We start from the raw sequence: 26,365 nt of genomic DNA, 5'->3' as shown, positions 1-26,365 counted from the left end.
ACTTTTATGTCTATGCACAAAGAAGATGAACAGTGAATAAAGGCAAGTTTCTCTTTTTGGGATTACGGATCATTGATGCGGCTTCTTATTTAGAAGAACCATTATTCCTTTAATGGTTCTTCTAAATAGAGCATCTCGCCTTCAGCTAGCTCTGCTTGTCCGTTTGTTAACTCAACCATCCAGGCTGAAAAATTTGCTGTGTCTTGTTCTTCAACAAATGTTTCAACTTCCACTTTATCAAGGTAGTGAATTTCTTTAATGGAGTAGATGGAAGAGCGCAGTTCATTCTCGACCTTGCCTAGAAGGGTATAGTCAATCGTGGTGTGCATTACGCGCATGAGTTTCCGTTCAACAATCCCAGTAGCATTTAATCCTTCAGAAGTGGCTTTTCCGTACGCACGAATCAGTCCGCCGGCACCTAATTTGATTCCACCAAAGTAACGGGTAATGACGACGACTGTATCTTTTAAGTGACGTTTTTTAAGTACTTCTAGGATGGGAACACCCGCCGTTCCGCTTGGTTCTCCATCATCATTCGCTTTTTGAATTTGGTCATTTTCACCGATTAGATAAGCGGAACAATTATGGGTAGCATCCCAATGCTTCTTTTTAATGGATTGGATAAATTCTTGTGCTGCTTCTTCGGTTTCGGCTCGATCCACATAGGCAATAAAGCGGGAACGTTGAATGTTGATTTCGTGTTCGCCGTAACCTTTTACTGTTTTATATCGGGGCAGCATGATACCGCTCCTTTCTAAAATCTTCTTGTTTCTATTATAAATCGACAGCGCGTAAACGACAAATTCCTCCATGAATGTAAATAAACTTTAATATTCGTAAACTAGAACAATGGTATAATAGGACATATTATCAAATTTACACTACGGATGTTGTAAAAATGGTAAACGTTAAACACGGTTTGGCTAAGTAATTCGTTTTACACAAAATAGTAACTAAAGCAAAGAGCATATAGGCAATTAATAATCATTTATAAAAAGCCGAATCCTCGGAGGAATACGATGGTACTAAAAAAACTAGAGACCAATTCACTAGATCATATTCTTGAAACAATGATTGATACCGTGACGAGCACCAAGAATGAAGTCTTTAGCATTGCTGAGCAAAGTAGGCATGAGTATGAATCCATTATCGAAGAACTTGACGAGGTAAAAAAACTCGGAGTGAAAATCGTTGATGAGGGAGACAAACTTGAAGAGCAGGTACTGAAAGCGCGAAAACGTCTATCCGAGGTGAGCAAGCACTTCAAAGAGTTCTCAGAGTCAGAAGTTCGAGAGGCTTACGAAGAGGCTCACAAGTTGCAAATGGAACTGACGATGAAGCGCCAGCTTGAAAAACAGTTAAAAGAAAGACGAGAAGAACTAGAGCACCGGTTGAGTGGACTGACAAATACACTAGACCGCGCAGAAGACCTGTCTTCGCAGATGTCTGTTGTAATGAATTATATGATGAGCGATATTCGTGAAATGGGACAAGCTCTTGAAACTGCCAAACAAAAGCAGGACTTTGGACTAAAGATCATTGAAGCTCAAGAGGAAGAGCGGAAAAAATTATCTCGTGAGATTCATGACGGTCCAGCACAAATGCTGGCCAACGTGATGATGCGCTCAGATCTAATTGAAAAGATATATAAAGAACGAAGTGGTGAGGAGGCAATGGCGGAGATTCGAAATCTAAAAGTGATCGTTCGTTCCGCCTTGTATGAGGTCAGAAGAATCATTTATGATTTGCGACCAATGGCACTTGATGATTTAGGTTTAGTGCCTACCCTCAAAAAATACCTGCAAACAACCGAAGAATATCATAAGACAAAAATCCGCTTTTGCTATAGTGGAGAAGTCAAGCGACTTCCGACAAAATACGAGGTTGCTATGTTTAGACTGATTCAGGAATCTGTTCAAAACGCACTAAAGCATGCAAAAGCATCCCTTATTCAAGTAGAATTAGAGATTACAGAATCATTGGCTAAAATAATCATTGAGGACGATGGACAAGGATTCGATTTAAACACGAAGAAAACGCAGTCCTTTGGCCTAATGGGAATGAAGGAACGAGTTGAATTGCTCGAAGGGGAAATCTTTATCGATTCGACAATTGGCTCTGGGACAAAGGTAGTTATTCACGTCCCGCTTGCAAGTCAAGCATAGATTCTATAAGCAAGAAAATAAACAGGTCGCCTGCGACTATGTGAAAATTAGAACTGAGATGGACTGGGAGGGCGAAACAATGGGAACAAGAATTGTAATCATTGATGATCATCAATTATTTAGAGAAGGAGTTAAACGAATCCTTGATTTTGAAAGCTCATTTGAAGTGGTAGCTGAAGGGGACGATGGAAGTGAAGTAATGGCTTTATTTGAACTCCATCACCCGGATGTGATCATTATGGATATAAATATGCCGAATATCAATGGAATTGACGCAACTCGTCAATTGATTGATAAGTATCCTCTAGCAAAGGTCATCATCCTTTCAATACATGATGACGAGAACTATGTGACACATGCACTGAAGACAGGAGCAACCGGTTATCTATTAAAAGAAATGGATGCCGATGCGCTAATCAATGCGGTCAAGGTCGTGGCTGAAGGTGGTTCTTATCTTCATCCGAAAGTCACTCATAACCTTGTCAAAGAGTTTAGAAGACTTTCAATGCAAGAGGGTGGAGGGAATGTGGCCACACTATCACCAGTTGAGATTCGTCGACCATTGCATTTATTGACAAGACGTGAATGTGAAGTTCTTCAACTTCTAGCAGATGGTAAAAGCAATCGTGCCATTGGCGATTCCTTATATATCAGTGAGAAAACCGTGAAGAACCATGTGAGCAACATTCTTCAAAAAATGAATGTAAATGACCGTACTCAAGCTGTCGTTGTTGCGATTAAAAACGGCTGGGTAGAAGTGAGATAAGAAAGGTAGTTCCTCCTAATTGGGAGCTAAGCGACAATTGAAGACTAGCTAATATTAGCACTGTATAAGACATACTTGCCCTCGTGGTAAGTATGTTTTAATCTTTTTAGCCAAAAGAATGCATTTTGATGGAAATTCATATAAAATGTATTTTAGATACAAGTCTAGAGAGAAAAGGAATCTTCTAGAACGTAAAAAGTCCTTGAATGAACAATGTTCTTATACTATATTTAAAAACTTTCTTATCTATATAAAAAAAGGTAGGTAATTCTATACATGAAAACGGCTGTTGTCACGGATAGTACCGCGTATATCTCGAAAGAAATGCGCGATCAATTAAATATTCATATGATTCCCCTCAGTGTGATTTTCGGGGAACAATCTCTCCGCGAAGAAATCGATGTTACAGCGGAGGATTTTTATGAGAAGGTGAAAAAGAGTGAGTTGCCAACTACATCTCAGCCACCAATTGGGCAGTTTGTAGAACTGTTTGAACAGTTATCAAAGGACTATGATGCAGTTATTTCGGTCCATCTTTCCAGTGGAATTAGCGGTACGTTCCAAGGTGCTGTTTCAGCAGGCTCGATGGTAGATGGAATTGATGTATACTCGTTTGATTCAGAAAGTGCTTGCATGGTTCAAGGTTTCTACGCAATCGAAGCAGCCGAGCTGGCTCAACAAGGGAAATCAGCCGAGGAGATTGTTGCGCGCTTAGAAGAAATGAAGCAGACGATGCGTGCCTACTTTATTGTGGATGATTTAAGTCATTTACAGCGCGGTGGAAGACTTTCGAATGCACAAGCTTTTATTGGGAGTTTGTTGCAAGTTAAGCCTTTGCTACACTTTGTTGATAAAAAGATTGAGCCTTTTGAGAAAGTGCGGACAAAGAAAAAGGCACTCAATCGCGTAGCGGATCTTTTAGGAAAAGATGCTGTAAGTGGTGAAGCGTATCGTGCAGTCATCATCCATGCAAACCGTGAAGAGGAAGCGAACGAGTGGAAAGCTGCGCTTGAAGCAAAATACCCAAATGTAGTGTTCTCCATTAGTTATTTTGGTCCTGTTATTGGTACTCACCTTGGGGAAGGGTCCCTAGGGATGGGTTGGTATAAAAAGTAGTTCTGTTTGAAATCACCATGCCACTTCTAAGCTTTTTTCAATGCACGGAAGTGGCTTTTTTTAGGATGTTATCCCTGCTTTTTTTTTAAAATCTTATATTATAAGTTAGACCTCTATAAAATCTTAAAGGGGAATCTTATGAAAACCATGAACCTAGGTGTTTGGTTATGAGATTTGCACTTCAGCCTCACCTCATTCCGGAGCCTTTGCTCTCAACCTCACAACTCACTTATAAAATAAGCGAAATTCCCACTATTCCAGAACCTTCATTTAATCCTTCTTTTACGTTTAACCCAAATCTTCAACGACATCTTTCAGGTAAGCAATTATTGCTTGAGGATCTCCCTTTCTCATTAGAAGAAATTCAACTGCATTATCAAAATGGTTATATTGCCTATCGCCCGGCACTAAAGAAAACATTAGAGAAGTATGAATGCATGAGATGTGGCACAAAAGATTGGCAGTGGTTTGCTTCGTATCCGTGTTCCCGCTGTGGTGAAAATTGTGTTTATTGTAGGAAATGTATCATGATGGGGCGTATCAGTTCTTGTACACCACTCATTTGCTGGTTGGGACCGTCTCCACAGGAAAATGACTCCGGAGCAAGTGAACCTTTATTGCATTGGCAGGGCCAGCTTTCACAAGGGCAAGAGGAAGCCTCTCGCCATGTTGTCCAGGCAATTAGCACTTCTACCGAACTTCTAGTCTGGGCCGTCTGTGGTGCGGGGAAGACGGAGGTGTTATTCAAGGGAATTGAATATGCATTAACGAAAGGTGATCGTGTTTGCATCGCTACCCCAAGAACCGATGTAGTTCTAGAACTCACGCCACGAATCAAAGCAGTATTCCCCGGTATTGAAGTTGCCTCCTTATTTGGAGGCAGTGAAGATCGTCATAAGTACGCTGCAATCACGATTAGTACGACTCATCAATTGCAACGCTTTTACCACGCATTTGACACGATGATTGTGGATGAAGTAGATGCTTTCCCCTACTCAATGGATGAATCGCTGCAATACGCTGTTCAACAAGCAAGAAAGCCCCATTCCGCGATGATTTACTTAACAGCTACACCTAGCCAAGCTTGGCAACGTGATTGTCGCGTTAGAAAGCGTCAATATGTAACCATTCCTGCACGCTATCATCGGCAACCACTTCCTGTTCCCGTTTTTCTTTGGTGTGGCAATTGGGAGAAGCAGTTAGAAAGAAATACCCTCCCGAACAATATAAATACTTGGATTGACCAGCGACTGAAGCAAGGGAAGCAAGTGCTGGTGTTTGCGCCAAAAATTAGATTAATGGAAAAAATGCTCCCTCTATTTCGTCAGCTTCATCCGAAAACGGAAATGGTTCATGCAGAAGACCCAATTCGTAAAGAAAAAGTAGGATTGATGCGAAATAAGGAGATTCCGTTGCTAGTAACGACAACCATTCTCGAGCGTGGGGTGACGTTTCCGAATATTGATGTGGCAATCATTGGGACGGAAGATGCCATTTTTACTGAAAGTGCGCTTGTGCAAATAGCGGGTCGCGCAGGGCGAAGTGCTCAATTCCCAACTGGTGATGTTGTCTTTTTTCATCATGGCCGGACCGAGGCAATGGTCAGGGCGCGTAAGCAAATTACCACGATGAATCAACAAGGACTAAAGAGAGGGTTACTAGACAGATGACCCTTTTTAGAGAAAAGAATTGTTTAGTTTGCCATGCTAAAATTGAACCGGTTGTTACGTGGACAAGTGTTTTTCTTTATCAGAAAGAAACACTTATTTGTGACCCTTGCAATAATAATCTTGAAAGGATTTCTGGAGAGATTTGCCGTGCATGTTACCGTCCTTTAGATAAACAATATAGCCGTAATGACCTTTGTTTGGATTGTCTTCGGTGGGAAGAAGAGCCAGAATGGCAAGGTGTTCTCATGCAGAATCAGTCCTTGTATCTTTATAATGATTATCTAAAAGAGGTTATCGCTAAATTTAAGTATCGAGGCGATTATCTGATTGCAAGTGTTTTTGCGACAGAGCTGGCCGGGAAAATGAGTCTTGGACTGTTTGATTGGATTGTACCGATTCCTTTAAGTCAAGAGCGCTTGTATGAGAGAGGATTTAATCAAGCGGAAGCCCTCATCGTCCAAGCGGGTTTTCCGGCAACACATTTGTTAACGCGTCTTCATGCTGAAAAACAGTCAAAAAAGTCTAGAAAAGACCGGATTCACTTGCCACAAGTATTCCAATTGAACCCTAACGAGTCTTATCCTATCGAAGGCAGCAAGATCCTTTTAGTAGATGATATTTATACTACTGGCTCGACGCTTCGTCATGCTGCTAAAGTCTTAAAGGCGAATGGAGCAAGAGAGGTTCACTCGCTAACGGTAGCTAGATAAGCAATCATTTTCTTCTCGACAAGGTTCGTTACAAATCAATGTATTTTTCAACATTTTTACTATGAACACGAAGAAAACTTCAATAAATCGTCACATCTTTTCACTGTTAAAGAAGGAGTTCTTTAGGGTAAAATAGAAGTATAGATACATAGTAATTTTAAAGGAGGAGTATCGCTTATGAACTATAACATTCGTGGTGAAAACATTGAGGTAACTCCAGCTATTCGAGAGTATGTTGAAAAAAAGGTGTCCAAGTTGGAGCGTTATTTTAATGAAACACCTAATGCAAGCGTAAGCGTGAACCTAAAAGTCTACCAGGATAAAAAATCTAAAGTGGAAATCACGATTCCGATGAAAAACCTGGTCCTCCGCGCAGAAGAAATTCATGAAGACATGTACGCGGCGATTGACTTGATTACAGATAAATTAGAACGTCAAATCCGTAAGCATAAAACAAAAGTAAACAGAAAGTTCCGTGGCCAAGACAGCATCAAAGATGTAGCTCCAATCTTCACAGAAACAGAGCCACACGGAGATGAAGACGAACTAGAATTGGTTCGTACGAAGCGTTTTGACTTGAAACCAATGGATAGCGAAGAAGCAATCCTTCAGATGAACCTATTAGGTCATAACTTCTATGTTTTCCATAACGCTGATACAAACAATACTAACGTTGTGTATAAGCGGAAAGATGGTCGCTATGGCTTAATTGAAGCTCAATAAAAATATGGCATTAAAAACCCGCAGTTCGCTTCGAGAGCTGTGGGTTTTCTTCTCTAAAAAGAAACGGAGGATAGGATTTTGACTTTTTCAATTGTAGGCTATGATCCAAAAGAAAAAGAATGGGGAATTGCGGTTCAATCCAAATTTTTAGGAGTTGGAGCGGTCGTGCCGTTTGCGAAAGCGGGTGTAGGGGCAGTAGCGACCCAATCCTATGCGAATACTGCTTATGGGCCACAAGCTCTTGAACTAATGGCAGCAGGAAAAAGTGCTGCTGAAGCGTTGGAAATCATAACGAAAGATGACCCAGATAAAGAGATGCGTCAGGTAGGCATCATTGATCGCAATGGAACTGCTGCCTCATTTACCGGCAAGTTTTGTTATGACTGGGCAGGCGGGATTACCGGAGCGCATTTTGCGGTTCAGGGAAATATCCTTGTTCCAGGTACTGTTGAGGCAATGACCAACACTTTTAAGGAAACAAAAGGGACTTTAGCGGAGCGGTTACTAGCTGCGCTAGATGCCGGACAGGAGGCAGGCGGAGACAGTAGAGGGCAACAATCCGCAGCGCTTTTAGTCGTGAAGGAAGCTGGTGGGTACGGGGGATATAATGACCGGTTTATTGATTTGCGTGTCGACGACCATCCACAGCCTATAAAAGAACTGATTCGAATCTATGGTTTACAACAGCTGTACTTTGCAAAATCAAAGCCGGAGAATATCGTTGCAATTGAAAGAAATGTAAAAGAAGAAGTTATTTCTCATCTAACACGTCTTGGCTATTTAAAAGATACCTCTGGAAGTAATGAGGAAATTCATAAAGCATTCACCGCATATCTTCATACAGAGAATTTTGAGGAACGAGAACAAGTCGCGGGCAAAATTGATTTAGAAGTACTCGAGTTTATGAAAAATCAACAAGGAAATTAAAGGGATTACAATGGCAGTTGTACCCTCACAATTGCACCCCAAAAAATAAGCGGAGACTTTTCGGTTAAACTGCAGAATAGAGCTCGTTTCTGGTTAAATAAGCGGAAATTTTTCGCTTAAGCAAAGCAAAATAACCATTTTTGCGCTTTTTTGAATTCATAGCCGGAATGTCTCCGTCTATATAATCTATTTTTTAGTGCTATTTCTATATAAGAGAAATTTATCCGCTTATTGAGGTCGGCTACGAATCATGGCTTTGGTAAGCCGTTACCTCACCAACTAGCTATTGGCTAATGCACGTCGAGCCCGTCAACCCTTGCTGACTCCTTCTCTGGTTTCATGAGGTCCGCTCTTTTATGGTTGGGTTTACAAATGTTAAAGAGGCTGGCCGAACGAAATCATGTTTTATCTATACATTTGATTTGTTAAAGACAGATTTGCTTTTAGGCAATTCTGCTAAGGTTAGCAGAAGTTGTTCAATTCCGAATGTTCCAAATTAAAGAAGGTTAATCATGTACTATGGTGGAATTTCCAAGGTTTTTGTTTCAATATCGTATATGATTAATAATCTACATTTTCGTGGAATCCTATCTTAGTTGTCACTCTAATTTGTAAGTGGTAAAATTAGTAGGAATAGTACGGATTTTTCAAGGATTCGTTGCTTGTTTAAACGAATCTTTTTTATTTTTGAGATGTCCTTCTTGGAATGAATAGATAAAAGGAGCGTTAGCATGGGGATCTTAAACAAAATTTTCGACCAGAATAAACGCGATATTAAACGTCTAACAAGGCTTGCTGAACAAATTGAAGCTTTGAGTGGCGATATGGAAAAACTCTCTGATGACGAATTAAGAGGGAAGACAAAAGAGTTTCAAAATCGATATCAACAAGGTGAATCAACGGATGATTTATTAGTAGAAGCCTTTGCGGTAGTGCGGGAAGGTGCGCGTCGTGTTCTAGGGCTGTACCCATATAAAGTCCAGCTCATGGGGGGGATTTCCCTACACGAAGGAAATATCTCCGAGATGAAAACCGGGGAAGGGAAAACCTTAACAGCGACAATGCCCGTTTATTTAAACGCGATAACAGGAAAAGGCGTTCATGTTGTCACCGTCAACGAATACTTAGCAAGTCGTGACGCGAATGAAATGGGACAACTTTATGAGTTTCTTGGCTTATCAGTCGGTTTAAACTTAAACGGCATGACGAGTGAAGAAAAACAGACTGCCTATAGTGCAGACATTACCTACGGAACGAATAATGAATATGGATTTGACTATTTAAGAGATAACATGGTGCTATACAGTCATCAGAAGGTTCAACGTCCGCTCCATTATGCGGTTATTGACGAAGTGGACTCGATCTTAATTGATGAAGCACGTACACCATTGATCATTTCAGGCTCCGCTCAAAAAAGTGCGGCTTTATATATTCAAGCGAATGCATTTGTCAAAATGCTAAAGAAAGACGAAGACTATACGTATGATGAAAAAACAAAAGGTGTTCAGTTAACAGAAGAGGGAATTACTAAAGCGGAGAGAGCTTTTAAGATTGAGAACCTCTTTGATATTTCTCATGTAACCTTAAACCATCATATTAACCAAGCATTAAAAGCAAATGTCAGTATGCACTTGGATGTTGATTACGTCGTACAAGAAGGCGAGATTGTGATTGTTGACCAATTCACAGGTCGTCTTATGAAAGGGCGTCGTTATAGTGATGGATTGCACCAAGCGATTGAGGCCAAGGAAGGCTTGGAAATTCAAAACGAAAGCATGACTCTTGCCACAATTACGTTCCAGAACTATTTCCGGATGTATGAAAAGCTTGCGGGGATGACTGGTACGGCTAAAACAGAGGAAGAAGAGTTCCGCAATATTTATAATATGAATGTTGTCGTCATTCCTACGAACCGACCAATTCAACGTGACGACCGCGCCGACTTGATTTATGCGTCTATGGATGGGAAATACCGTGCTGTGGTCGAGGATATTGCTCAGCGGAATGCTCTTGGACAACCTGTACTTGTTGGGACAGTCGCCATTGAAACATCCGAATTAATCTCAAAGTATTTAACGAAAAAAGGGGTTAAGCATAACGTCCTAAACGCGAAAAACCATGGTCGTGAAGCGGAGATTATTGCCGAGGCTGGACATCGCGGTGCTGTGACCATTGCCACGAATATGGCTGGTCGTGGGACAGATATCAAGCTAGGACCTGGTGTAAAAGAACTTGGTGGTTTAGCTGTTATTGGTACGGAGCGACATGAGAGCCGTCGAATTGATAACCAGTTACGTGGTCGTTCAGGTCGTCAAGGAGACCCAGGGATTACACAGTTTTATTTATCAATGGAAGACGAGCTGATGCGCCGCTTCGGTTCAGATAATATGAAAAATATGATGGCACGACTAGGGATGGATGATTCACAGCCAATCCAAAGTAAGATGGTCACTAAAGCCGTCGAATCCGCTCAAAAACGAGTGGAAGGAAACAACTTCGATGCACGTAAACAATTGCTCCAATATGACGATGTTCTTCGTCAACAACGGGAAATTATTTACAAGCAACGTGATGAAGTACTTGAGTCAGACAATCTTCGGGCGATCATTGAGAACATGATTCGATCAACAGTTGAGCGAAACGTTTTTGCCTACACAGCAGATAGTGAATCTAGTGATGAGTGGAAACTAGAAGGAATCATTGACTATGTAAACGGAAACCTATTAACCGAAGGTGACCTAAAAGAAGAAGAATTAAAAGGCAAAGACCGGGAAGAAATCGTTGAAGTCATCCTTGATAAAGTGAAACAACGCTATAATGAAAAAGAAGAGCTCATGCAGTCTGACCAAATGCGGGAATTTGAAAAGGTAATTGTGCTCCGTAGTGTAGATTCAAAGTGGATGGACCATATCGATCAAATGGAACACCTTCGTCAAGGAATTCATTTACGAGCATACGGACAAATTGACCCGCTTCGTGAATATCAAACGGAAGGATTTGCGATGTTCGAAAGCATGGTTGAGGCAATTGAAGCGGATGTTGCTCGATACATTATGAAAGCAGAGATTCGCAACAACCTTCAACGTCAAGAAGTGGCCAAAGGTCATGCGGTTAATCCTAAAGAAGAAGGCGGGCAAAAGGCCAAGAAAAAGCCAGTTGTCAAGCAAATGGAGATTGGCCGCAATGATCCATGTTATTGTGGAAGTGGCAAGAAATATAAAAATTGCCACGGAGCACAAGGCTAATGGATTGTTAGAGTCATTACGCAGCATGGTTGCATATATTAAAGCACAAACTTATCTATATAGAGTCTATTAAAAGAGGAGCGGCGAAAATTTTCGCCGCCTCTTTTTCCTAATTGTTATAAAATCAGCTATAATGGTAATTATCTTTTTTTACGAGGTGAGCAAATTTGGAATTAGCAGAAATTCGGAATGAATTAGAAAAAACAGCTAAGAAATTAGCGGACTTTAGGGGGTCTCTTTGACTTAGAAACAAAAGAAGCGAGACTTGCTGAATTAGATGAAATCATGCTTGCACCCGAATTTTGGGATGATCAGCAAAAAGCTCAGACTTTTATTAATGAGTCAAATGCTCTTAAAGACCAGGTTCATGCTTTTCATCAGATGAATGAAACGTTTGAAAACCTAGAAGTATCCTATGAGTTGGTAAAAGAAGAAAGTGATGCAGAGCTTCAGGCTGAACTTGAAGATGAACTGCATCATTTGTCGCAACGACTAAAGGACTTTGAACTCACTCTTTTATTGAGCGAAGAATACGATAAAAGCAATGCGATTCTTGAATTGCATCCAGGAGCAGGTGGAACAGAGTCACAAGACTGGGGTTCGATGCTTTTGAGAATGTATACAAGATGGGCAGAGAAGAAAGGTTTCAAAGTCGAAACACTTGATTATTTACCTGGGGATGAAGCAGGAATCAAGAGTGTTACACTATCCATCAAGGGTCATAATGCTTATGGCTACTTGAAGGCTGAAAAAGGGGTTCATCGTCTCGTAAGGATTTCCCCATTTGATTCTTCCGGTCGTAGACACACATCCTTCGTTTCTTGTGAAGTGATGCCGGAATTAAATGATGATATCGAAATTGACATCCGTTCTGAGGATTTAAAAATAGATACGTACCGTGCAAGTGGAGCAGGTGGCCAGCATATCAATACAACCGACTCAGCTGTCCGAATCACTCACCTTCCAACTGGGGCCGTTGTTACATGTCAAACAGAGCGTTCGCAGATTAAAAACCGTGAGCGTGCGATGACGATGTTGAAGGCAAAGCTTTATCAGTTGCAAATCGAGGAAAAAGAAAAGCAATTGGCAGAAATTCGTGGTGAACAAAAAGAAATTGGCTGGGGAAGCCAAATTCGTTCTTATGTTTTCCATCCTTATTCGATGGTAAAAGATCATCGCACCAATACAGAATCTGGGAATGTTCAAGGTGTAATGGATGGCGAGATTGATCCATTTATTGATGCGTACTTGCGTTCAAAAATAAATTAACAGCGGCCAAAGCGTGAATTCATTTAATGGAATTCGCGCTTTTTATATTGGAGAAAACGTTAAATTTACGCATAAAATACCTCCCCTCTATTGATAACTAAGACAAGTTTTATTCCTTTACCACGGTAATCAGCTAGCGTTTACACTCATTTCCTCCCATGTTATACTCGACGCTGGTAAAATTCATCTAAGGGGACATTCAGTTGAAAAAAAAGAAAGCTTTTCAGTTAAATCCAAAATTCAGGAAGGCTCTTGAATACATATATACCTTAATCGGGGCAGCGCTAGTTGCGTTAGCTTTTAACTTATTTTTACTCCCTAACCAAATCGCATCCGGTGGAGTGAGTGGGATCAGTATCATACTTGCTCATTTATTTGGGTGGGAACCAGCTTTTGTTCAATGGTCTTTTAATATTCCGTTATTTATTGCAGGGGTCATGCTTTTAGGTGGCCGCCAGTATGGGATGAAGACATTGGTTGGCACGGCTTTTTTGCCGTTAGTCGTTTATTTGACTAAGGATTTGGAGCCATGGACGATGGAACCTCTATTAGCGTCTTTATTTGGCGGAATTGGGGTCGGGATTGGTCTTGGGATTGTATTCCGTGGAAAGGGTTCAACTGGCGGAACCGACTTAGCTGCACAAATCGTAAACAAATACACAGGACTTTCGCTTGGAACATCCGTAGCCGTAATCGATGGCTTAATTGTACTCGGGGCAGCAACCATCTTTGATATTGAAAGTGGATTGTATGCGATTATTGGCTTGTATGTAACCAGCAAAACAATTGATTTGGTGCAAGTCGGAATGGGACGATCGAAAATGACGATGGTCATAACTGAAAAACAAGAAGAAGTACGTGAAGCAATCTTGAATAAAATCGATAGAGGTATGACAAAACTAACAGCATATGGCGGGTATACTGACCAAGAACGTCCGATCCTGATGTGTGTCGTGGATCAGACAGAGTTCACAAAGTTGAAACAAATAGTCAAAGCCATTGATCCACATGCATTCGTCATTGTTACGGATGCTTCCGAGGTCCTTGGGGAAGGCTTTAAAAGGGAGTAGGAATGGTATATCATAGGAATGTAGGAAAAATTTTCTGTAGGGGGTTATAAGCGTGAAAAAGAAATTAATTGGATTGCTTTTTGGAGCGTCCCTCGCTCTAGCCGCATGTGGCGGTGGTGGTGACGATGCTGCTGATGGTGGCGGTGAAACTGCAAAGGCTGATCCTGAAACATTGTTTGCGCAATCCTGTTCTGGTTGCCATGGTGGCGAACTACAAGGGGGAGCTGGTCCAGAGCTAGCAGCAATTGGTAGCAAATATTCTCAAGAAGAGATTGAGAACATCATTGCTAATGGACAAGGCACAATGCCTCCTAAGTTACTTGAAGGTGAAGAAGCATCCGCAGTAGCAGAGTGGCTTGCCGCTAAAAAATAATAGCAAAACCCAAAAGGCGTGTGAGACTAAGACCTCGCAGCCTTTTTATTTTGCACTTTTATTGTCCCTTTTATGGGATTTTTTACTTTGGGTAAATGGATTTGCTAACGAGTTTGAGGGAGTTCTACGTGCCCGAATTGGGGAGGAAAAGGTGTTGACGGTAACATAGAAGTGTTCTATGTGTCCGAAGAGGTGGAAAAAAAGAAGTAGCGGTAACATAGAAGTGTTCTATGTGTCCGAAGAGGTGGAAAAAAAGAAGTAGCGGTAACATAGAAGAGGTCTACGTGACCAACTAAGGGAGAAAAGGGAGTTAACGGTAACATACACGGGTTCTACCTGACCACCACGGCAGAAAAAAAGGATTAGCTGTAATATAGAGGAATTCCAGGTGGAAAAAAGGTAGAAAGAAGTAGTAGTAACATAGAAGGGGCAACGTGGCCAATACAAGTAGAATAAATGAAGGAACAGGGAACAGGAATACGGAGATGTCGACCCTTACCTACCTCATATTCAGTTAGGTAAGTTACAATATCGTACATAAAACAATCTAATAGCCCTTTTTTAATAGATAGAATGTAATCAAAATGAAAAATTCGGATTGATATTTTGAAAAGGCTTACCCTCTATATAGAGCTATTTTATGTAGAATCAAATGCCAGTATCTACTATTAAAAACCAAATTCTCACAAATTTAACGATAATGATTCTTTCTTGAAAAGAAACTGTAATATTTTAATAGGTTCCAATACAGGGTTCTAATGATATAATGGTTTGGTACAAAAAATGTCGAATGATAGCCAGTGGGAAAATAATATCCAGGGTGATAATAATATGATAGAAATGAAAGATGTTTATAAAAAATATCCTAATGGTGTAACCGCCGCAAACGGGATCAATGTCAACATTGAACAAGGCGAGTTTGTGTATGTCGTTGGACCAAGTGGGGCCGGGAAATCTACTTTTATTAAAATGATGTACCGAGAAGAAAAAGCCACTACCGGGACCATAAAGGTAAATGGTGTCGATTTGTCAAAACTTAAAAACAAGAATGTTCCAATTTTTCGTCGAAATATTGGAGTTGTGTTCCAAGACTTTAAATTATTAAATTCCATCTCTGTATATGATAATGTAGCGTTTGCGCTGGAAGTGATTGAGGAACATCCGACTACCATCCGCAAGCGAGTATTAGAGACACTCGAACTTGTTGGGTTAAAGCACAAAGCAAGAATGTTGCCAACAGAGTTGTCGGGTGGAGAACAGCAGCGAGTTTCGATTGCTCGTTCCATTGTCAATTCTCCTAAAGTGGTAATAGCAGATGAGCCTACTGGGAACCTTGACCCTGAAACTTCGTGGGGGATCATGAAAATCTTAGAAGAAATTAATCTAAGAGGTACCACAGTCGTTATGGCAACTCATAATAAAGATATTGTCAACAAGAATAAACATCGAGTCATTGCGATTGAAGGCGGTAAAATTGCACGTGACCAACAGAAGGGTGATTACGGATATGAAAGCTAGAACATTCCGCCGTCATGTAAAAGAAAGCTTTAAAAGTCTAGGGCGAAATAGCTGGATGACGGTAGCGTCCGTAAGCTCTGTGACGGTGACCTTATTATTAGTCGGTGTCTTTTTCGTCATTATGATGAATTTAAATAGTGTCGCAACTTCAATTGAAGAAGACGTAGAAATTCGAGTTCATATTGATGTAGCCGCGAACGATGAAGACAGAGAAGTGTTAAAACAGCAAATTGGTGGAATTACACAGGTTGATAGCATTGAATTCTCCCCGAAAGAAGAAGAGCTTGATAGTTTAATTGATAGCTTTGGGGAAGAAGGACAAGCCTTTAAACTTGTGGAGCAAGAAAATCCACTAAAAGATGTGTTTGTCGTAAAGACGAAAAATCCAACCGATACAATCAATGTGGCTAAAAAAATCGAATCCTTTAATTATGTTTCAAGCGTGAAATATGGACAAGGAACAGTTGAATCACTATTTAAGTTTATTGATATAAGCCGAAATGTCGGGCTTATTTTGATTATTGGTTTGTTATTCACAGCGATGTTCCTAATTTCAAACACGATTAAAATTACGATTATGGCTCGCCGCCGAGAAATTGAAATTATGCGACTTGTAGGAGCAACGAATTCATTTATCAGATGGCCATTTTTCCTCGAAGGTCTATGGTTAGGAATTTTAGGGTCCATTATCCCAATTACCGTTGTATCCCTTGCTTACTATTATTTATTTGATTTGATCCAATCTAAACTAGCGGCAAATAACTTTATTAAACTACTAGAATTCAATCCATTTGTCTTCCAATTATCTGCTGTTTTAGTACTAATTGGAGCACTGATTGGAATCTGGGGAAGTTTGATGTCCGTACGTAAATTCTTGAAAGTGTAAGAGTGAAGGGAGATGTTATCCCCTTCCTTTCCTTACATACATGTATCAATCATACGATTGACTAAATTCAACAGAAGAAATGAGAGGAGAAAAATCTAGTGAAAAAACAAGTACTCTCGCTAGCATTAGTTAGTACCTTGAGTATCGGAATGCTGTTTAACCCTGCGATGGTTAATCAGGCATCTGCTGAAGGTATCTCAGAATTGAAACAAAAAGAAGAAAATATAAAAAAAAAACAGTCTAGCTTGCAATCAGACATTCAGCAAGGCGAGTCCAAGATTAGTGAATTGAAAAATGAACAAGCAAACGTAGATTCAGAAATTAAGCGACTTGATTTAGCAGTTGCGGACGCGACGAATAAAATTGCTGAAAAGAATGAGCAAATTGATGAAACGGAAAAAGAAGTTGAACAATTAGAAAAAGAAATTGAGATTTTAATCGAGCGAATCGAAAAGCGAAATGAATTATTGAAAGAGCGAGCAGCTTCTTATCAGGAAAGTGGCGGTTCCATCAGCTACATTGATGTACTTTTCGGGGCACAAAGCTTTAGCGATTTTGTCGATCGTGTGGGTGCTGTCGCTACTCTTGTGCAAGCAGACCAAGATATCCTTGAACAACATCAACAAGATAAAAAGGATTTAGAAACGAAGCAGGCAGAAGTGAAAGCTAAGCTTGCGGACCTTCAAGACATGAAAAAAGAGCTAGAAGTGTTAAAAGCAGAGCTTGATAGTCAAATGGCTGAAAAGAAAAAATTAATGGAATCTCTTCAGAAAGAAGAAGAGCATATGCATGCTGAGATTCTAGCAAAAGAAGAAGAAAACGCGGTACTTGCATCTCAAGCGGCTGCCATCCAAAAAGCCATTCAATTAGAACAACAGCGTCAAGCAGAACTTGAGAAGCAAAGAGAAGCAGAAGCAGCGGCTGCTGCAGCTGCTGCAAGTGCAAAAGCTACCAGCTCTAATGATGGAGGAAGCTCTAGCTCATCTAGTTCTTCTAATTCAGTTCAAGCAGCTTCAACACCGCCTCCTGTTTCTGGAGGGTCATTCACTTGGCCGGCATCTGGATATGTATCTTCTGGTTATGGGTCTCGTTCACTTGGGAACCATCATGGAATCGATATTGCGAAGGGCGGAAATGTACCGATTGTTGCGGCAGCGGACGGTGTCGTAATTCGATCTTACTATTCTTCTAGTTACGGAAATGCGATTTTTATTAGCCATTCAATAAATGGACAAGTTTACACAACAGTTTATGCCCACATGAGCAACCGCGCTGTTGGAAGTGGTGCAGTCGTTAAAAAGGGTCAAAGAATTGGAACGATGGGCAACACAGGACAGTCTTTTGGACAGCATTTACATTTTGAGCTTCATAAAGGAGCCTGGAATATGTCTAAATCCAATGCAGTTAACCCATTGTCATACCTACCATAAGACAAATAACAAAAGGAGAGAGTGAATCTCTCCTTTTTTCTATTCCCTAAAAAGCTCGCAATAAACTTGTAAGTTAAATGAGTCTGATTTAATTGGATTTGTTTATGTCCTCTGCCTTATCCTTGTTCTCGTCTACATTTATATCGATTTCTTCGACTTTTTCATCCCTAGGATCAATCTTTGCTTCAATTTTAATAACTTCCTTTTTATCACGCCTTGAGTTGATTGTTTGCTTGAACATCTGGTGACCGAGTACCGCGACACCGGCTGCAATGATGCCATTGATGATTCCTTCAGTGGAAAAACCAAAGGCAAAAGTACCAAAAGCGACGGAAACGACTAGTAAAATCCAGATAATTGTCCAATCAGGGATTCGAGGTGTTTGTTTTAATCCGTAACCAATAACCCATAACGCAGGAACAAGCATATAATAGTTTTCATTTAAAAAATCAAGCAAAAATTCCACTTCCTCACCTCCATTTCAGCTTGCTTACTCTACTATATGAATTTACTAGGATTTTGCTTGGACAACTCTATGTGTGTGGATAAATTTAACAAAAAAGCATATCCTCATTGGATATGCTCTGGCTTTCTTAAGTATTAAAGTTTTAAACTTGTATAATCATGAACTCCAGACCCTATAGTTTTGAGAATTTTCTATTCCTCTGCGGGTAATAGGTGTAGCTTGATGTGTCTGTTGGGGACTCGAAGCGCTTTGGTTTGTAAAAGTGTTTATCGGACAGAAAGGAGTGTTCGAGCGAGCAAACAGTCTAACAAAAAGCAGTTGAAGGACAGAAAGAAGAGTCCGAGCGAGGAGATTGTCTAGTAATCACCGTTTGTAAGACGGAAAGAAGCGTCAGAGCGAGATAACTGTCTAACAACAGGTGGTTGAAGGAAAGAAAGAAAGGGCCGCTCAAAAAATCAGTCTAACAACAAGTTGAAGTCAGCGAGAGACTCATCTGCCAGCCTTCCAGCGTTTCTGGGGATAAACAGTCATCCCCACCTTTTATAATCCAGCAGCAGCACCTAGGAAATCCGCGCATATGCTAGTCAGCTCATTAGGTAAAATACTTCATAAATGCTTGTCTTACGACAGTCGTAGTTAAACGAGTCCCCTCCACTTTTCTCTAATTATTTATTTCTCATCTGTTCTTGTGCCATTCGGATCATTTCTTTTACCATATTGCCCCCAATTGGTCCGCCAACTTTCCCTGCTTCTTTTGAAGTGAGTGCACCGTTATAGCCACGGTGAAGGGGAACATCCACTTCTTTGGAAACTTCATATTTTACATCGTCAGGTTGGTCGGGGTTGACGTCATATCCTTGTTTCTTCATGACATCTGCTTTTAGCTGGTTCAGTGCTTCACGTGCACCTGGTATCAATGGACGTCGATTTCTTCTAGCCATTTGTTAGCCTCCTAAAGTTTTTTTATAGTATGTCCTGTTTATCCTTGATTAACAGACCCCAAGAATATGGTGATCGTCTAAAACGAATGCAGCTCCTTATGGCTCGACTGTTTCGTTTTAACAGGACTCAGAGAAATTATTGCTTCATAACTCGTCCATAGTCGTCATATAATGGAAAGCAAGTCCAATAAATAAAAAGGTCGGACAGAAGAGGCGAGGAGGACGACGATGAAGCGAAAGTGGATTGCTCTACTAATGACTGGTTCCTTGCTTATCGGAGCAGGTGGCACATATGTTGGTGTTCAATGGGCTGAAGCGGGAGATAATAATGTAGGGTTCGGAATCGAAAAGAATGAAGATGACCAGCCAAATGTTCTTTCTACGAAAAAACTCGATAAAGTTGAACAAGCCTATAGTTTGATTTTAAGTAGCTATGTCGAGAAAGTAGAAGAAGAAAAGCTTATTGAAGGTGCCATTCAAGGTATGCTCACAACGCTAGAAGATCCTTATTCTGTTTATATGGATGCTGAAACGGCGAAACAGTTTAATGAAACGTTAGAGTCCTCATTTGAAGGAATTGGTGCGGAAGTGAGCATGGTGAACAATAAAATTGTGATTGTCTCCCCATTCAAGGACTCACCAGCAGAAAAGGCAGGATTAAAACCAAATGACCAAATCCTTAAGGTTGATGGAGAGAGTGTTGAAGGATTAGATTTATATGAAGCCACGATGAAAATTAGAGGCGAAAAAGGGACCAAGGTGGAACTAGAAATTGCCCGCCAAGGTTTGAAGGAGCCGTTAACGATTGAGGTTAAAAGAGATGAAATCCCGCAAATCACTGTACACGCTGATATGAAACAACATGCAGGGGAGAAAATCGGTTATCTCGAAATCACTTCTTTTTCAGAAGAAACGGCAAAAGAGTTTAGCAAAGAACTAACCCAACTTGAAAACAAAGGTTTGGAGGGGCTAGTAATCGATGTGCGAGGTAATCCTGGTGGATTCTTAACCAGTGTGCAAGACATTTTAAGAGAATTGGTACCAGATAAAAAGCCTTTATATCAAATTGAGGAACGAGACGGAGAAAGGACGAGGTATTTCTCTGCGTTAAAAAAGGCAAAGGAATATCCAATTGTCGTTCTAACGGATAAAGGAAGCGCCTCTGCTTCAGAGATTTTAGCTGGTGCTTTGAAAGAGGCTGGTGGGTATCCAGTCGTTGGTGAAAAAACGTTTGGAAAGGGAACGGTTCAGCAAGCAGTGCCAATGGGGGATGGCAGTAATATTAAACTCACGCTGTTTAAATGGTTAACCCCGGATGGAAATTGGATTCATAAACAAGGAATCGAGCCGACTGTGCCAGTAGAACAGCCTAGTATTTATCATACTCATCCAATCCAAGCCGAAAAGCCGCTAAAGCTGGATATGAATAACGAGCAAGTAAAAAACGCACAAGAAATTCTTGAAGGTATTGGCTATGAGCCAGGGCGAAGAGATGGTTATTTTAGTGATAAGACCGAAATGGCTGTTAAAGCTTTTCAACGAAAGCAAAATTTAAAGGTGACAGGAATTATTGATGGTGACACAGCCACCGCACTAGAGGAAGCAGCTCGCGAGGAAATGCGTAAAGAAGCGAATGATGCTCAGCTACAAACCGCGATTAAATTGTTAGTACGTTAAAAATAGGAACTAACGGAAATCAGTGTGACAGGAACCAAACAATCTATTCGATAAAGCGCTAAAGTGCTTTGAAAACGCATGGGTCCATAAGGATCCATGCGTTTTCAATTAGCTTAAGAAGCATAAGTTTTATTTCAGGATTCTAAGGTGTAATAATGCCCTCTTCTCTCCATTACCATTCAGGTAATTTTTCATATTGTGATATTTTCCAAAACTAGTAATATGTTTTATAGACCAGTTTTGATAGAATAGTAATAACTGACATCGAAACGATAAATCTTGATATAAAGGCTGGTGACATGGGGTGACGGTCATTTGGTTGATGGAGTTACTAAAGGGGTTCGGTAAATTTTTTCTGCACCCTTTGTTCTATTATTTTTTATTTATGGCCGCATACATGGGAGTTGCTCGTGTTAAGCGAGAGCGAAAAAATTTTCATGTCCGCGCCGAGAATGCTTACTTTGAACTCAGGCAACTGATTCCTAGTGGATTACTGATTGGTCTTATCTTATCGGTTATTACGATTGCTTTAGGATTAGTGGTTCCATTTGCATTCGTACTCTTAACGGCAGTCGTGACTCTGCTATTTAGTTTACCTGTAAGAGTTAGATTTCTTTCACCTGTTCATGTAGTAGGAGCCGCGTTTTTTGCGCTCATTCTTGTGGCTGGACAGGACTGGGGAATCCCATTGGTTGGTGAGTATTTTTCTTCATTAACAGAGAAAATTTATCCTGCGATTGCTCTCCTTCTGGCGCTTCTTTTAATTGGAGAAGGACTTCTCATTCGGAAAAATGGGGGGAAAGGCACTTCGCCTAAGTTGATGAAAAGCAGACGAGGTCAGACAGTTGGGATTCATGAAGCGAAAAGATTGTGGATGTTACCGGTGTTTTTGATTGTACCAGGGGCGCAAATTGAAGCGATGTTTTCTTGGTGGCCAGTATTTTCAATCGGGGATCACCTATATTCCTTCATTCTCGTTCCATTTGCAGTCGGGTTTCATCAACAAATTCAAGGGATGCTACCAATAGAGGCTGTCCGTGCTCATGGTCGCAAGGTAATCACACTGGGTATGTTCATTTTAGCTATTGGAGTTGCTGGTTATTGGTACCCACTAGCATCTATTGCTGCTGTAGGTGTTGCAATGATTGGAAGAGAAATGATTTATTTTGTACAGCGAATGAAAGACGAAAATCGCCCTTTTTATTTCTCCAAGCAGAATCATGCTGTTATGATTCTAGGAGTCATTCCACATTCTCCTGCAGATAAAATGGGATTGCAAGTCGGTGAGATGGTCACAAAGGTCAATGGAATTCCTGTAAATAATGAAAAAAGCTTTTATGAGGGTATTCAAAAAAATGCGGCACATTGCAAACTTGAAGTTCTTGATACGAATGGGCAGATTCGATTTGCTCAACGTGCTTTATATGAAGGCGATCATCATCAACTTGGGATCCTTTTTGTACAAGATGATAAGAAATGGGATAGTGCGGCTGTATAAACCTACCGATGAAAGATGAGAAAGACGTGAACAGTTAAAAGTTCACGTCTTTCTTATGACTCCTTCTGAAATTGGAACAGAAACTATTTCTTTGACACTTTCAATCTAGTGTCTTATAATTACTTTGAAATCGAGATAAACAGGGACTTAAATGGTTTTTGAATTTTTTTCGTCTGATATCTCGAAATAAAAATACTTGAATTAAATATATGGAGGTAAGGTTCATGCTTAAAATTGGAATCGTTTTAGGAAGTACTCGTCAAGGTCGTGTTAGTCCACAAGTAGCGGAATGGGTAAAAGGAATTGCGGATAAGCGTACAGACGCAGAATTTGAAATTGTTGATATTGCTGATTATAACTTGCCATTCTTAGGAACAACAGATGGCACAGAGCCAGGAATTGCTGCATGGAATGAAAAACTAGCAAGCTTAGATGGTTTTGTATTTGTTGTTCAAGAATACAACCACAGCATTACTGGTGCCTTAAAAAATGCAATCGACTTTGCTCGTGAAGCATGGTATAACAAAGCTGCTGGAATTGTAAGCTATGGGTCAACAGGTGGTGCTCGTGCTGCTGAACACATACGTGGAATTTTAGGTGAAGTGAAAGTGGCTGATGTTCGCACACATCCAACTTTGAGCTTATTTACGGATTTTGAAAACATGTCTGAGTTTAAGCCACAAGACTTACATCTTGATAATGTAAATGCTATGCTTGAAGAAGTAGTTGCATGGAGCGGGGCTTTAAAAACTTTAAGATAAACTGAAAGTAGTAAAAGGCTGTCCTAACGTTGTTTAGTGACAGCCTTTTTTAAAATGTGAGACAATAAGGAAAATTAAGGGAGGCGATTTACATGCATTCCATTGATCCTTCAGTCCAAACCGAAAGAGAAAATTATAAGCTGTTAACTGGGAGTATTATTCCAAGGCCGATTGCCTTTGTGACCAGTGTGTCCAAAGCGGGAGTTGTAAATGGGGCACCATTTAGTTATTTTAATATCGTTTCAGCAAACCCACCAATGATCTCATTATCCATTCAAAGGACAAATGGCCAACAAAAGGATACCGCCCGGAATATTACCGATATGAAAGAGTTTGTTGTTCATATTGTGGATGAAAAAAACGTTAATATGGTGAATGAAACAGCAGCCAGTTTGCCACCAGACCAGAGTGAAGTAGAGATGGCCAACTTTTCAACGATTCCTAGTAAGAAGGTTTCCGTGCCGGGAGTAGAGGAAGCAAAAGTCCGGATGGAGTGTGTCTTGGAGCACGCTTTGGAAATTGGGAATGGTACCGATTTTATCATTGGAAGAATCGTTCAGTTTCATATTGAAGAAGATATTTACAACCAAGGAAGAATTGACGCTAAGGGCTTAGCTGCAGTCAGCCGTTTAGCAGGGAATGATTATGCAAAAATTGGTGAGGTTTTTACCATTAAACGACCAAGGTAATTACGAACATCTTATTAAAGGCAGGGAGGATAACAATGAAACATATTTTTCGAAAAGGGACAGACCTTACAAAACCAACTTTATTATTGCTTCATGGTACAGGAGGCACGGAGCAAGACTTATTGCCGCTTGCAGAGAGAATCGATGACCAAGCGTCTGTTCTGAGTGTGCGTGGGAATGTTCTCGAGCATGGCATGCCTCGATTTTTTAGGCGTTTAGCGGAAGGTGTATTTGATGAAGAGGATCTAATTTTTCGAACGAAAGAATTAAATGATTTCCTTAATGATGCGGCCGAAAAGTATGAATTTGACCGTGATAATCTTGTCGCTGTTGGTTATTCAAACGGAGCGAATATCGCTGGGAGCTTGTTGTTCCATTATAAAAATGCTTTAAGAGGAGCCATTCTGCATCACCCGATGGTCCCGCGTCGAGGAATACAGTTACCGGATTTAACGGGCACACCTGTTTTTATTGGGGCAGGGACGAATGACCCGATTTGTCCTGCTCAAGAATCAGAAGAACTTAAGTCATTGCTTGAAACCGCTAAGGCATCCGTACAACTTCACTGGGAAAACTTTGGGCATCAGTTGACACTTGGTGAAGTAGAGGCCGCAGGCAAATGGTATCGAGAAAATTTTAAAGAAGCTTAAAAAGCAGGAGGGCCTAGGCTGGCTCTCCTTTCGCTTTTATAACTGAATAAAATACGGTTAAGTCATCTATATTCAACCAGTTCACCACTGTATTTTTCTTGCTCTCCTTCTTGTATTAATGAGATAATTATTTCACACTCAGCGCGAGATATAGAAATTTTTTTACTACGACTGTTCATTCTTTCCTCTAACAATTCCAGCTATTTTAAAAGTATGCTCACTTCGTTTAAGGTGGAGAATAAGGTGATTATGAAAATTAAATGGGGCAAGCTAATTTTTACAGAAGACCATAAATTAAAAAGGGGCATTTTAGTAGTCGGTCTGATGCTACTACTCCTGCTGTTCCCTTTATTGCTTTTAGTCAATCGCGATGTGTTTAATGCCCTTTTAGATGGGGATACGGAAACGATTCGAGCTACTCTTGCTGGAAATTCACTTTATGCCTATTTTTTTATGATGGTTGTAATGACTGTCCAAAATAGTTTTACAATCATTCCACTGATATTGGTGATTACCCTAAATATTGCTTTATTTGGAGCCGTAAATGGTTTCTTATGGAGCTGGCTTACGAGTATTCTAGCAGGTGTTCTCGTTTTTATTTGTGTTCGTTTTTTATTTAGAAGCATGTTAATCCATCGTTTTTCCCCAGAACTGATTAAAAAGGTTGAGGAAAATGGCTTCACCTATGTGTTTCAAGCAAGGATTTTTCCATTTGTACCTACAAGCTTAATTAACATTTTAGCAGGTTTAAGTTCTGTCCGCTTCAAGCACTTTTTACTTGGAACGATAGCGGGAAACTTCCTCTTTTTTATCTTCCTATCTTTAATTCCAGCGGGCATTTTGACTGCAGATTTAAATGAATACGAAATTGGTATGCTCCTTTTTATAGGCATTACCGTATTTATCGGGTTAAGGAGGATTTTTATCAAAAAGAAAAGATTCGACCTGAAAGAAAACAACGATTTAGAGAAAGAAGATGGGCACAGTGAAAAACGTAAGTTTAACTGATATGAAGGCTTTAAAAGTCGAGTTAACAAGATTTATGATGGCTTATAAGTTTGCGTTAGATGAAATGAATACAAAAATCAATATCTTAAAAGAAGAGTTCAATTATATCCATGATTATAATCCGATTGAACATGTAAAATCACGAGTAAAATCCCCGGAAAGTATTTTGAAAAAAGTGGTTCGTAAAAACCTCGACTTAAATATGCAAAGTATTCGAAAGAACATTAAGGATATTGCAGGAGTCCGCATCACATGTTCGTTTGAATCAGACATCTATAAAATCCAGGATATGCTTAAAAATCAGAAAGATATAAATGTGTTGGAATGTAAAGACTATATAAAAAGTCCAAAGCCAAACGGCTATCGAAGTTTGCATTTAATACTTGAAATCCCTGTTTTTCTATCAAGTGGTGAGGAGTTGATTCCAGTTGAGATTCAAATCCGCACCATTGCGATGGATTTCTGGGCAAGTTTGGAGCATAAAATTTATTATAAATACAACAAGGAAGTTCCAGAGCATTTGTTAACTGAACTAAAAGATGCGGCAACTGCAGCCGCAGAGTTAGATGCGAAAATGGAACGAATTAATAAAGAAATCAATGTTTTTAAAGAAAATGACTCCATGAATGAAGAAGCTCTATTAATCAATGTAAACGAGGAACATATGGCTCTCCCATTAAGACTTTTAGAATCAATTGGTCACGCGAAAACAGAGACAAATCATTAAAGAACAAAGAATAAGGAAGGGTGCTCCTTAATCCTTAATTGTTGATGAACATAGTAGGCATTTTCTTTGCAATTTTCCCT

Annotated in this window: 24 protein-coding genes; 21 read left to right on the top strand and 3 right to left on the bottom strand. The window is 40.2% G+C overall.

Annotated elements, in window-relative coordinates:
* Positions 1-101: 101 nt before the first annotated feature.
* Positions 102-740, bottom strand: coding sequence for a YigZ family protein (locus M3182_RS05430; protein ID WP_251426286.1), 639 nt, complete (start codon positions 738-740; stop codon positions 102-104).
* A gap of 279 nt (positions 741-1,019) precedes the next feature.
* On the opposite strand from M3182_RS05430, the gene M3182_RS05425 reads away from it, so the two are divergent.
* The 14 genes from M3182_RS05425 (at position 1,020) to M3182_RS05360 (ending at position 17,868) form a co-directional block, all read left to right on the top strand.
* Positions 1,020-2,165 (top strand): sensor histidine kinase, encoded by a 1,146-nt coding sequence (locus M3182_RS05425; protein WP_251426285.1) that lies wholly within the window; start codon positions 1,020-1,022, stop codon positions 2,163-2,165.
* Positions 2,166-2,244: 79 nt separating this feature from the next.
* Positions 2,245-2,931: a response regulator gene (locus M3182_RS05420; protein WP_251426284.1), complete on the top strand. Its 687-nt coding sequence runs from the start codon at positions 2,245-2,247 to the stop codon at positions 2,929-2,931.
* Positions 2,932-3,207: 276 nt separating this feature from the next.
* On the top strand, positions 3,208-4,047 hold the full coding sequence (locus M3182_RS05415; protein WP_251557309.1) for a DegV family protein: 840 nt from the start codon (positions 3,208-3,210) through the stop codon (positions 4,045-4,047).
* A 167-nt stretch (positions 4,048-4,214) separates the two neighbouring features.
* Positions 4,215-5,717, top strand: coding sequence for an ATP-dependent helicase ComFA (locus M3182_RS05410; RefSeq protein ID WP_251557308.1), 1,503 nt, complete (start codon positions 4,215-4,217; stop codon positions 5,715-5,717).
* Positions 5,714-6,427: a ComFC family protein gene (locus M3182_RS05405; RefSeq protein WP_251426281.1), complete on the top strand. Its 714-nt coding sequence runs from the start codon at positions 5,714-5,716 to the stop codon at positions 6,425-6,427. Before M3182_RS05410 ends, M3182_RS05405 begins: the two co-directional genes overlap by 4 nt.
* Positions 6,428-6,604: 177 nt before the next feature.
* Complete coding sequence (gene hpf / locus M3182_RS05400) at positions 6,605-7,150, top strand: ribosome hibernation-promoting factor, HPF/YfiA family (RefSeq protein ID WP_251557307.1); 546 nt, start codon at positions 6,605-6,607, stop codon at positions 7,148-7,150.
* Positions 7,151-7,228: 78 nt separating this feature from the next.
* On the top strand, positions 7,229-8,077 hold the full coding sequence (locus M3182_RS05395) for a DUF1028 domain-containing protein (protein WP_251557306.1): 849 nt from the start codon (positions 7,229-7,231) through the stop codon (positions 8,075-8,077).
* Positions 8,078-8,808: 731 nt separating this feature from the next.
* Positions 8,809-11,322, top strand: coding sequence for a preprotein translocase subunit SecA (gene secA / locus M3182_RS05390; protein WP_251557305.1), 2,514 nt, complete (start codon positions 8,809-8,811; stop codon positions 11,320-11,322).
* 167 nt (positions 11,323-11,489) lie between these two features.
* Positions 11,490-12,591 (top strand): peptide chain release factor 2 gene (gene prfB / locus M3182_RS05385; protein WP_251426277.1). Its coding sequence is split into 2 segments (ribosomal slippage): positions 11,490-11,561 and positions 11,563-12,591, totalling 1,101 coding nucleotides; the frame shifts between segments, so codons are not numbered across the junction.
* A gap of 203 nt (positions 12,592-12,794) precedes the next feature.
* Complete coding sequence (locus M3182_RS05380; protein ID WP_251426276.1) at positions 12,795-13,661, top strand: YitT family protein; 867 nt, start codon at positions 12,795-12,797, stop codon at positions 13,659-13,661.
* Between the two features lie 52 nt (positions 13,662-13,713).
* A complete protein-coding gene (gene cccB, locus M3182_RS05375) occupies positions 13,714-14,034 on the top strand; it encodes a cytochrome c551 (RefSeq protein ID WP_251426275.1) in 321 nt (106 codons plus the stop codon).
* An 831-nt stretch (positions 14,035-14,865) separates the two neighbouring features.
* The gene (gene ftsE, locus M3182_RS05370) at positions 14,866-15,552 is read left to right on the top strand and encodes a cell division ATP-binding protein FtsE (RefSeq protein ID WP_251557292.1); all 687 of its coding nucleotides are present in this window, start codon (positions 14,866-14,868) and stop codon (positions 15,550-15,552) included.
* Entirely contained in the window at positions 15,542-16,438 is an 897-nt protein-coding gene (gene ftsX, locus M3182_RS05365; RefSeq protein ID WP_251426273.1) for a permease-like cell division protein FtsX, read from the top strand. The genes ftsE and ftsX overlap by 11 nt, the downstream gene beginning before the upstream one ends.
* Positions 16,439-16,536: 98 nt before the next feature.
* Positions 16,537-17,868, top strand: coding sequence for a murein hydrolase activator EnvC family protein (locus M3182_RS05360; protein WP_251557290.1), 1,332 nt, complete (start codon positions 16,537-16,539; stop codon positions 17,866-17,868).
* An 88-nt stretch (positions 17,869-17,956) separates the two neighbouring features.
* On the opposite strand, the gene M3182_RS05355 is transcribed toward M3182_RS05360, so the two are convergent.
* Both M3182_RS05355 and M3182_RS05350 read right to left on the bottom strand, forming a co-directional pair.
* Positions 17,957-18,334 (bottom strand): phage holin family protein, encoded by a 378-nt coding sequence (locus M3182_RS05355; protein ID WP_251557289.1) that lies wholly within the window; start codon positions 18,332-18,334, stop codon positions 17,957-17,959.
* A 665-nt stretch (positions 18,335-18,999) separates the two neighbouring features.
* Positions 19,000-19,275: an alpha/beta-type small acid-soluble spore protein gene (locus M3182_RS05350; protein WP_251557287.1), complete on the bottom strand. Its 276-nt coding sequence runs from the start codon at positions 19,273-19,275 to the stop codon at positions 19,000-19,002.
* Positions 19,276-19,503: 228 nt separating this feature from the next.
* Here M3182_RS05350 and M3182_RS05345 point away from each other — a divergent pair, with 228 nt between their 5' ends.
* The 7 genes from M3182_RS05345 to M3182_RS05315 all read left to right on the top strand — a co-directional run bounded on the left by M3182_RS05345 (position 19,504) and on the right by M3182_RS05315 (position 26,285).
* Positions 19,504-20,952: a S41 family peptidase gene (locus M3182_RS05345; protein WP_251557285.1), complete on the top strand. Its 1,449-nt coding sequence runs from the start codon at positions 19,504-19,506 to the stop codon at positions 20,950-20,952.
* Positions 20,953-21,256: 304 nt separating this feature from the next.
* Positions 21,257-22,450 carry a PDZ domain-containing protein gene (locus M3182_RS05340; protein ID WP_251557284.1) on the top strand — a complete coding sequence of 398 codons (1,194 nt, stop codon included), beginning with the start codon at positions 21,257-21,259 and terminating at the stop codon, positions 22,448-22,450.
* Positions 22,451-22,674: 224 nt separating this feature from the next.
* Complete coding sequence (locus M3182_RS05335; protein ID WP_251557282.1) at positions 22,675-23,211, top strand: NADPH-dependent FMN reductase; 537 nt, start codon at positions 22,675-22,677, stop codon at positions 23,209-23,211.
* A gap of 92 nt (positions 23,212-23,303) precedes the next feature.
* A complete protein-coding gene (locus M3182_RS05330; protein WP_251557275.1) occupies positions 23,304-23,900 on the top strand; it encodes a flavin reductase family protein in 597 nt (198 codons plus the stop codon).
* A gap of 35 nt (positions 23,901-23,935) precedes the next feature.
* Positions 23,936-24,550: an alpha/beta hydrolase gene (locus M3182_RS05325; protein ID WP_251557273.1), complete on the top strand. Its 615-nt coding sequence runs from the start codon at positions 23,936-23,938 to the stop codon at positions 24,548-24,550.
* A gap of 249 nt (positions 24,551-24,799) precedes the next feature.
* Positions 24,800-25,558 carry a TVP38/TMEM64 family protein gene (locus tag M3182_RS05320; RefSeq protein ID WP_251557452.1) on the top strand — a complete coding sequence of 253 codons (759 nt, stop codon included), beginning with the start codon at positions 24,800-24,802 and terminating at the stop codon, positions 25,556-25,558.
* The gene (locus tag M3182_RS05315; RefSeq protein WP_251557271.1) at positions 25,527-26,285 is read left to right on the top strand and encodes a GTP pyrophosphokinase; all 759 of its coding nucleotides are present in this window, start codon (positions 25,527-25,529) and stop codon (positions 26,283-26,285) included. Before M3182_RS05320 ends, M3182_RS05315 begins: the two co-directional genes overlap by 32 nt.
* Positions 26,286-26,365 lie beyond the last annotated feature (80 nt).

The organism is Mesobacillus maritimus, assembly GCF_023715205.1.
Taxonomy (GTDB): Bacteria; Bacillota; Bacilli; order Bacillales; family Cytobacillaceae; genus Mesobacillus_B; species Mesobacillus_B maritimus_C.
The sequence above is the reverse complement of the archived record's forward strand: the minus strand, read 5'-3'. Positions and strand labels throughout refer to the sequence as shown.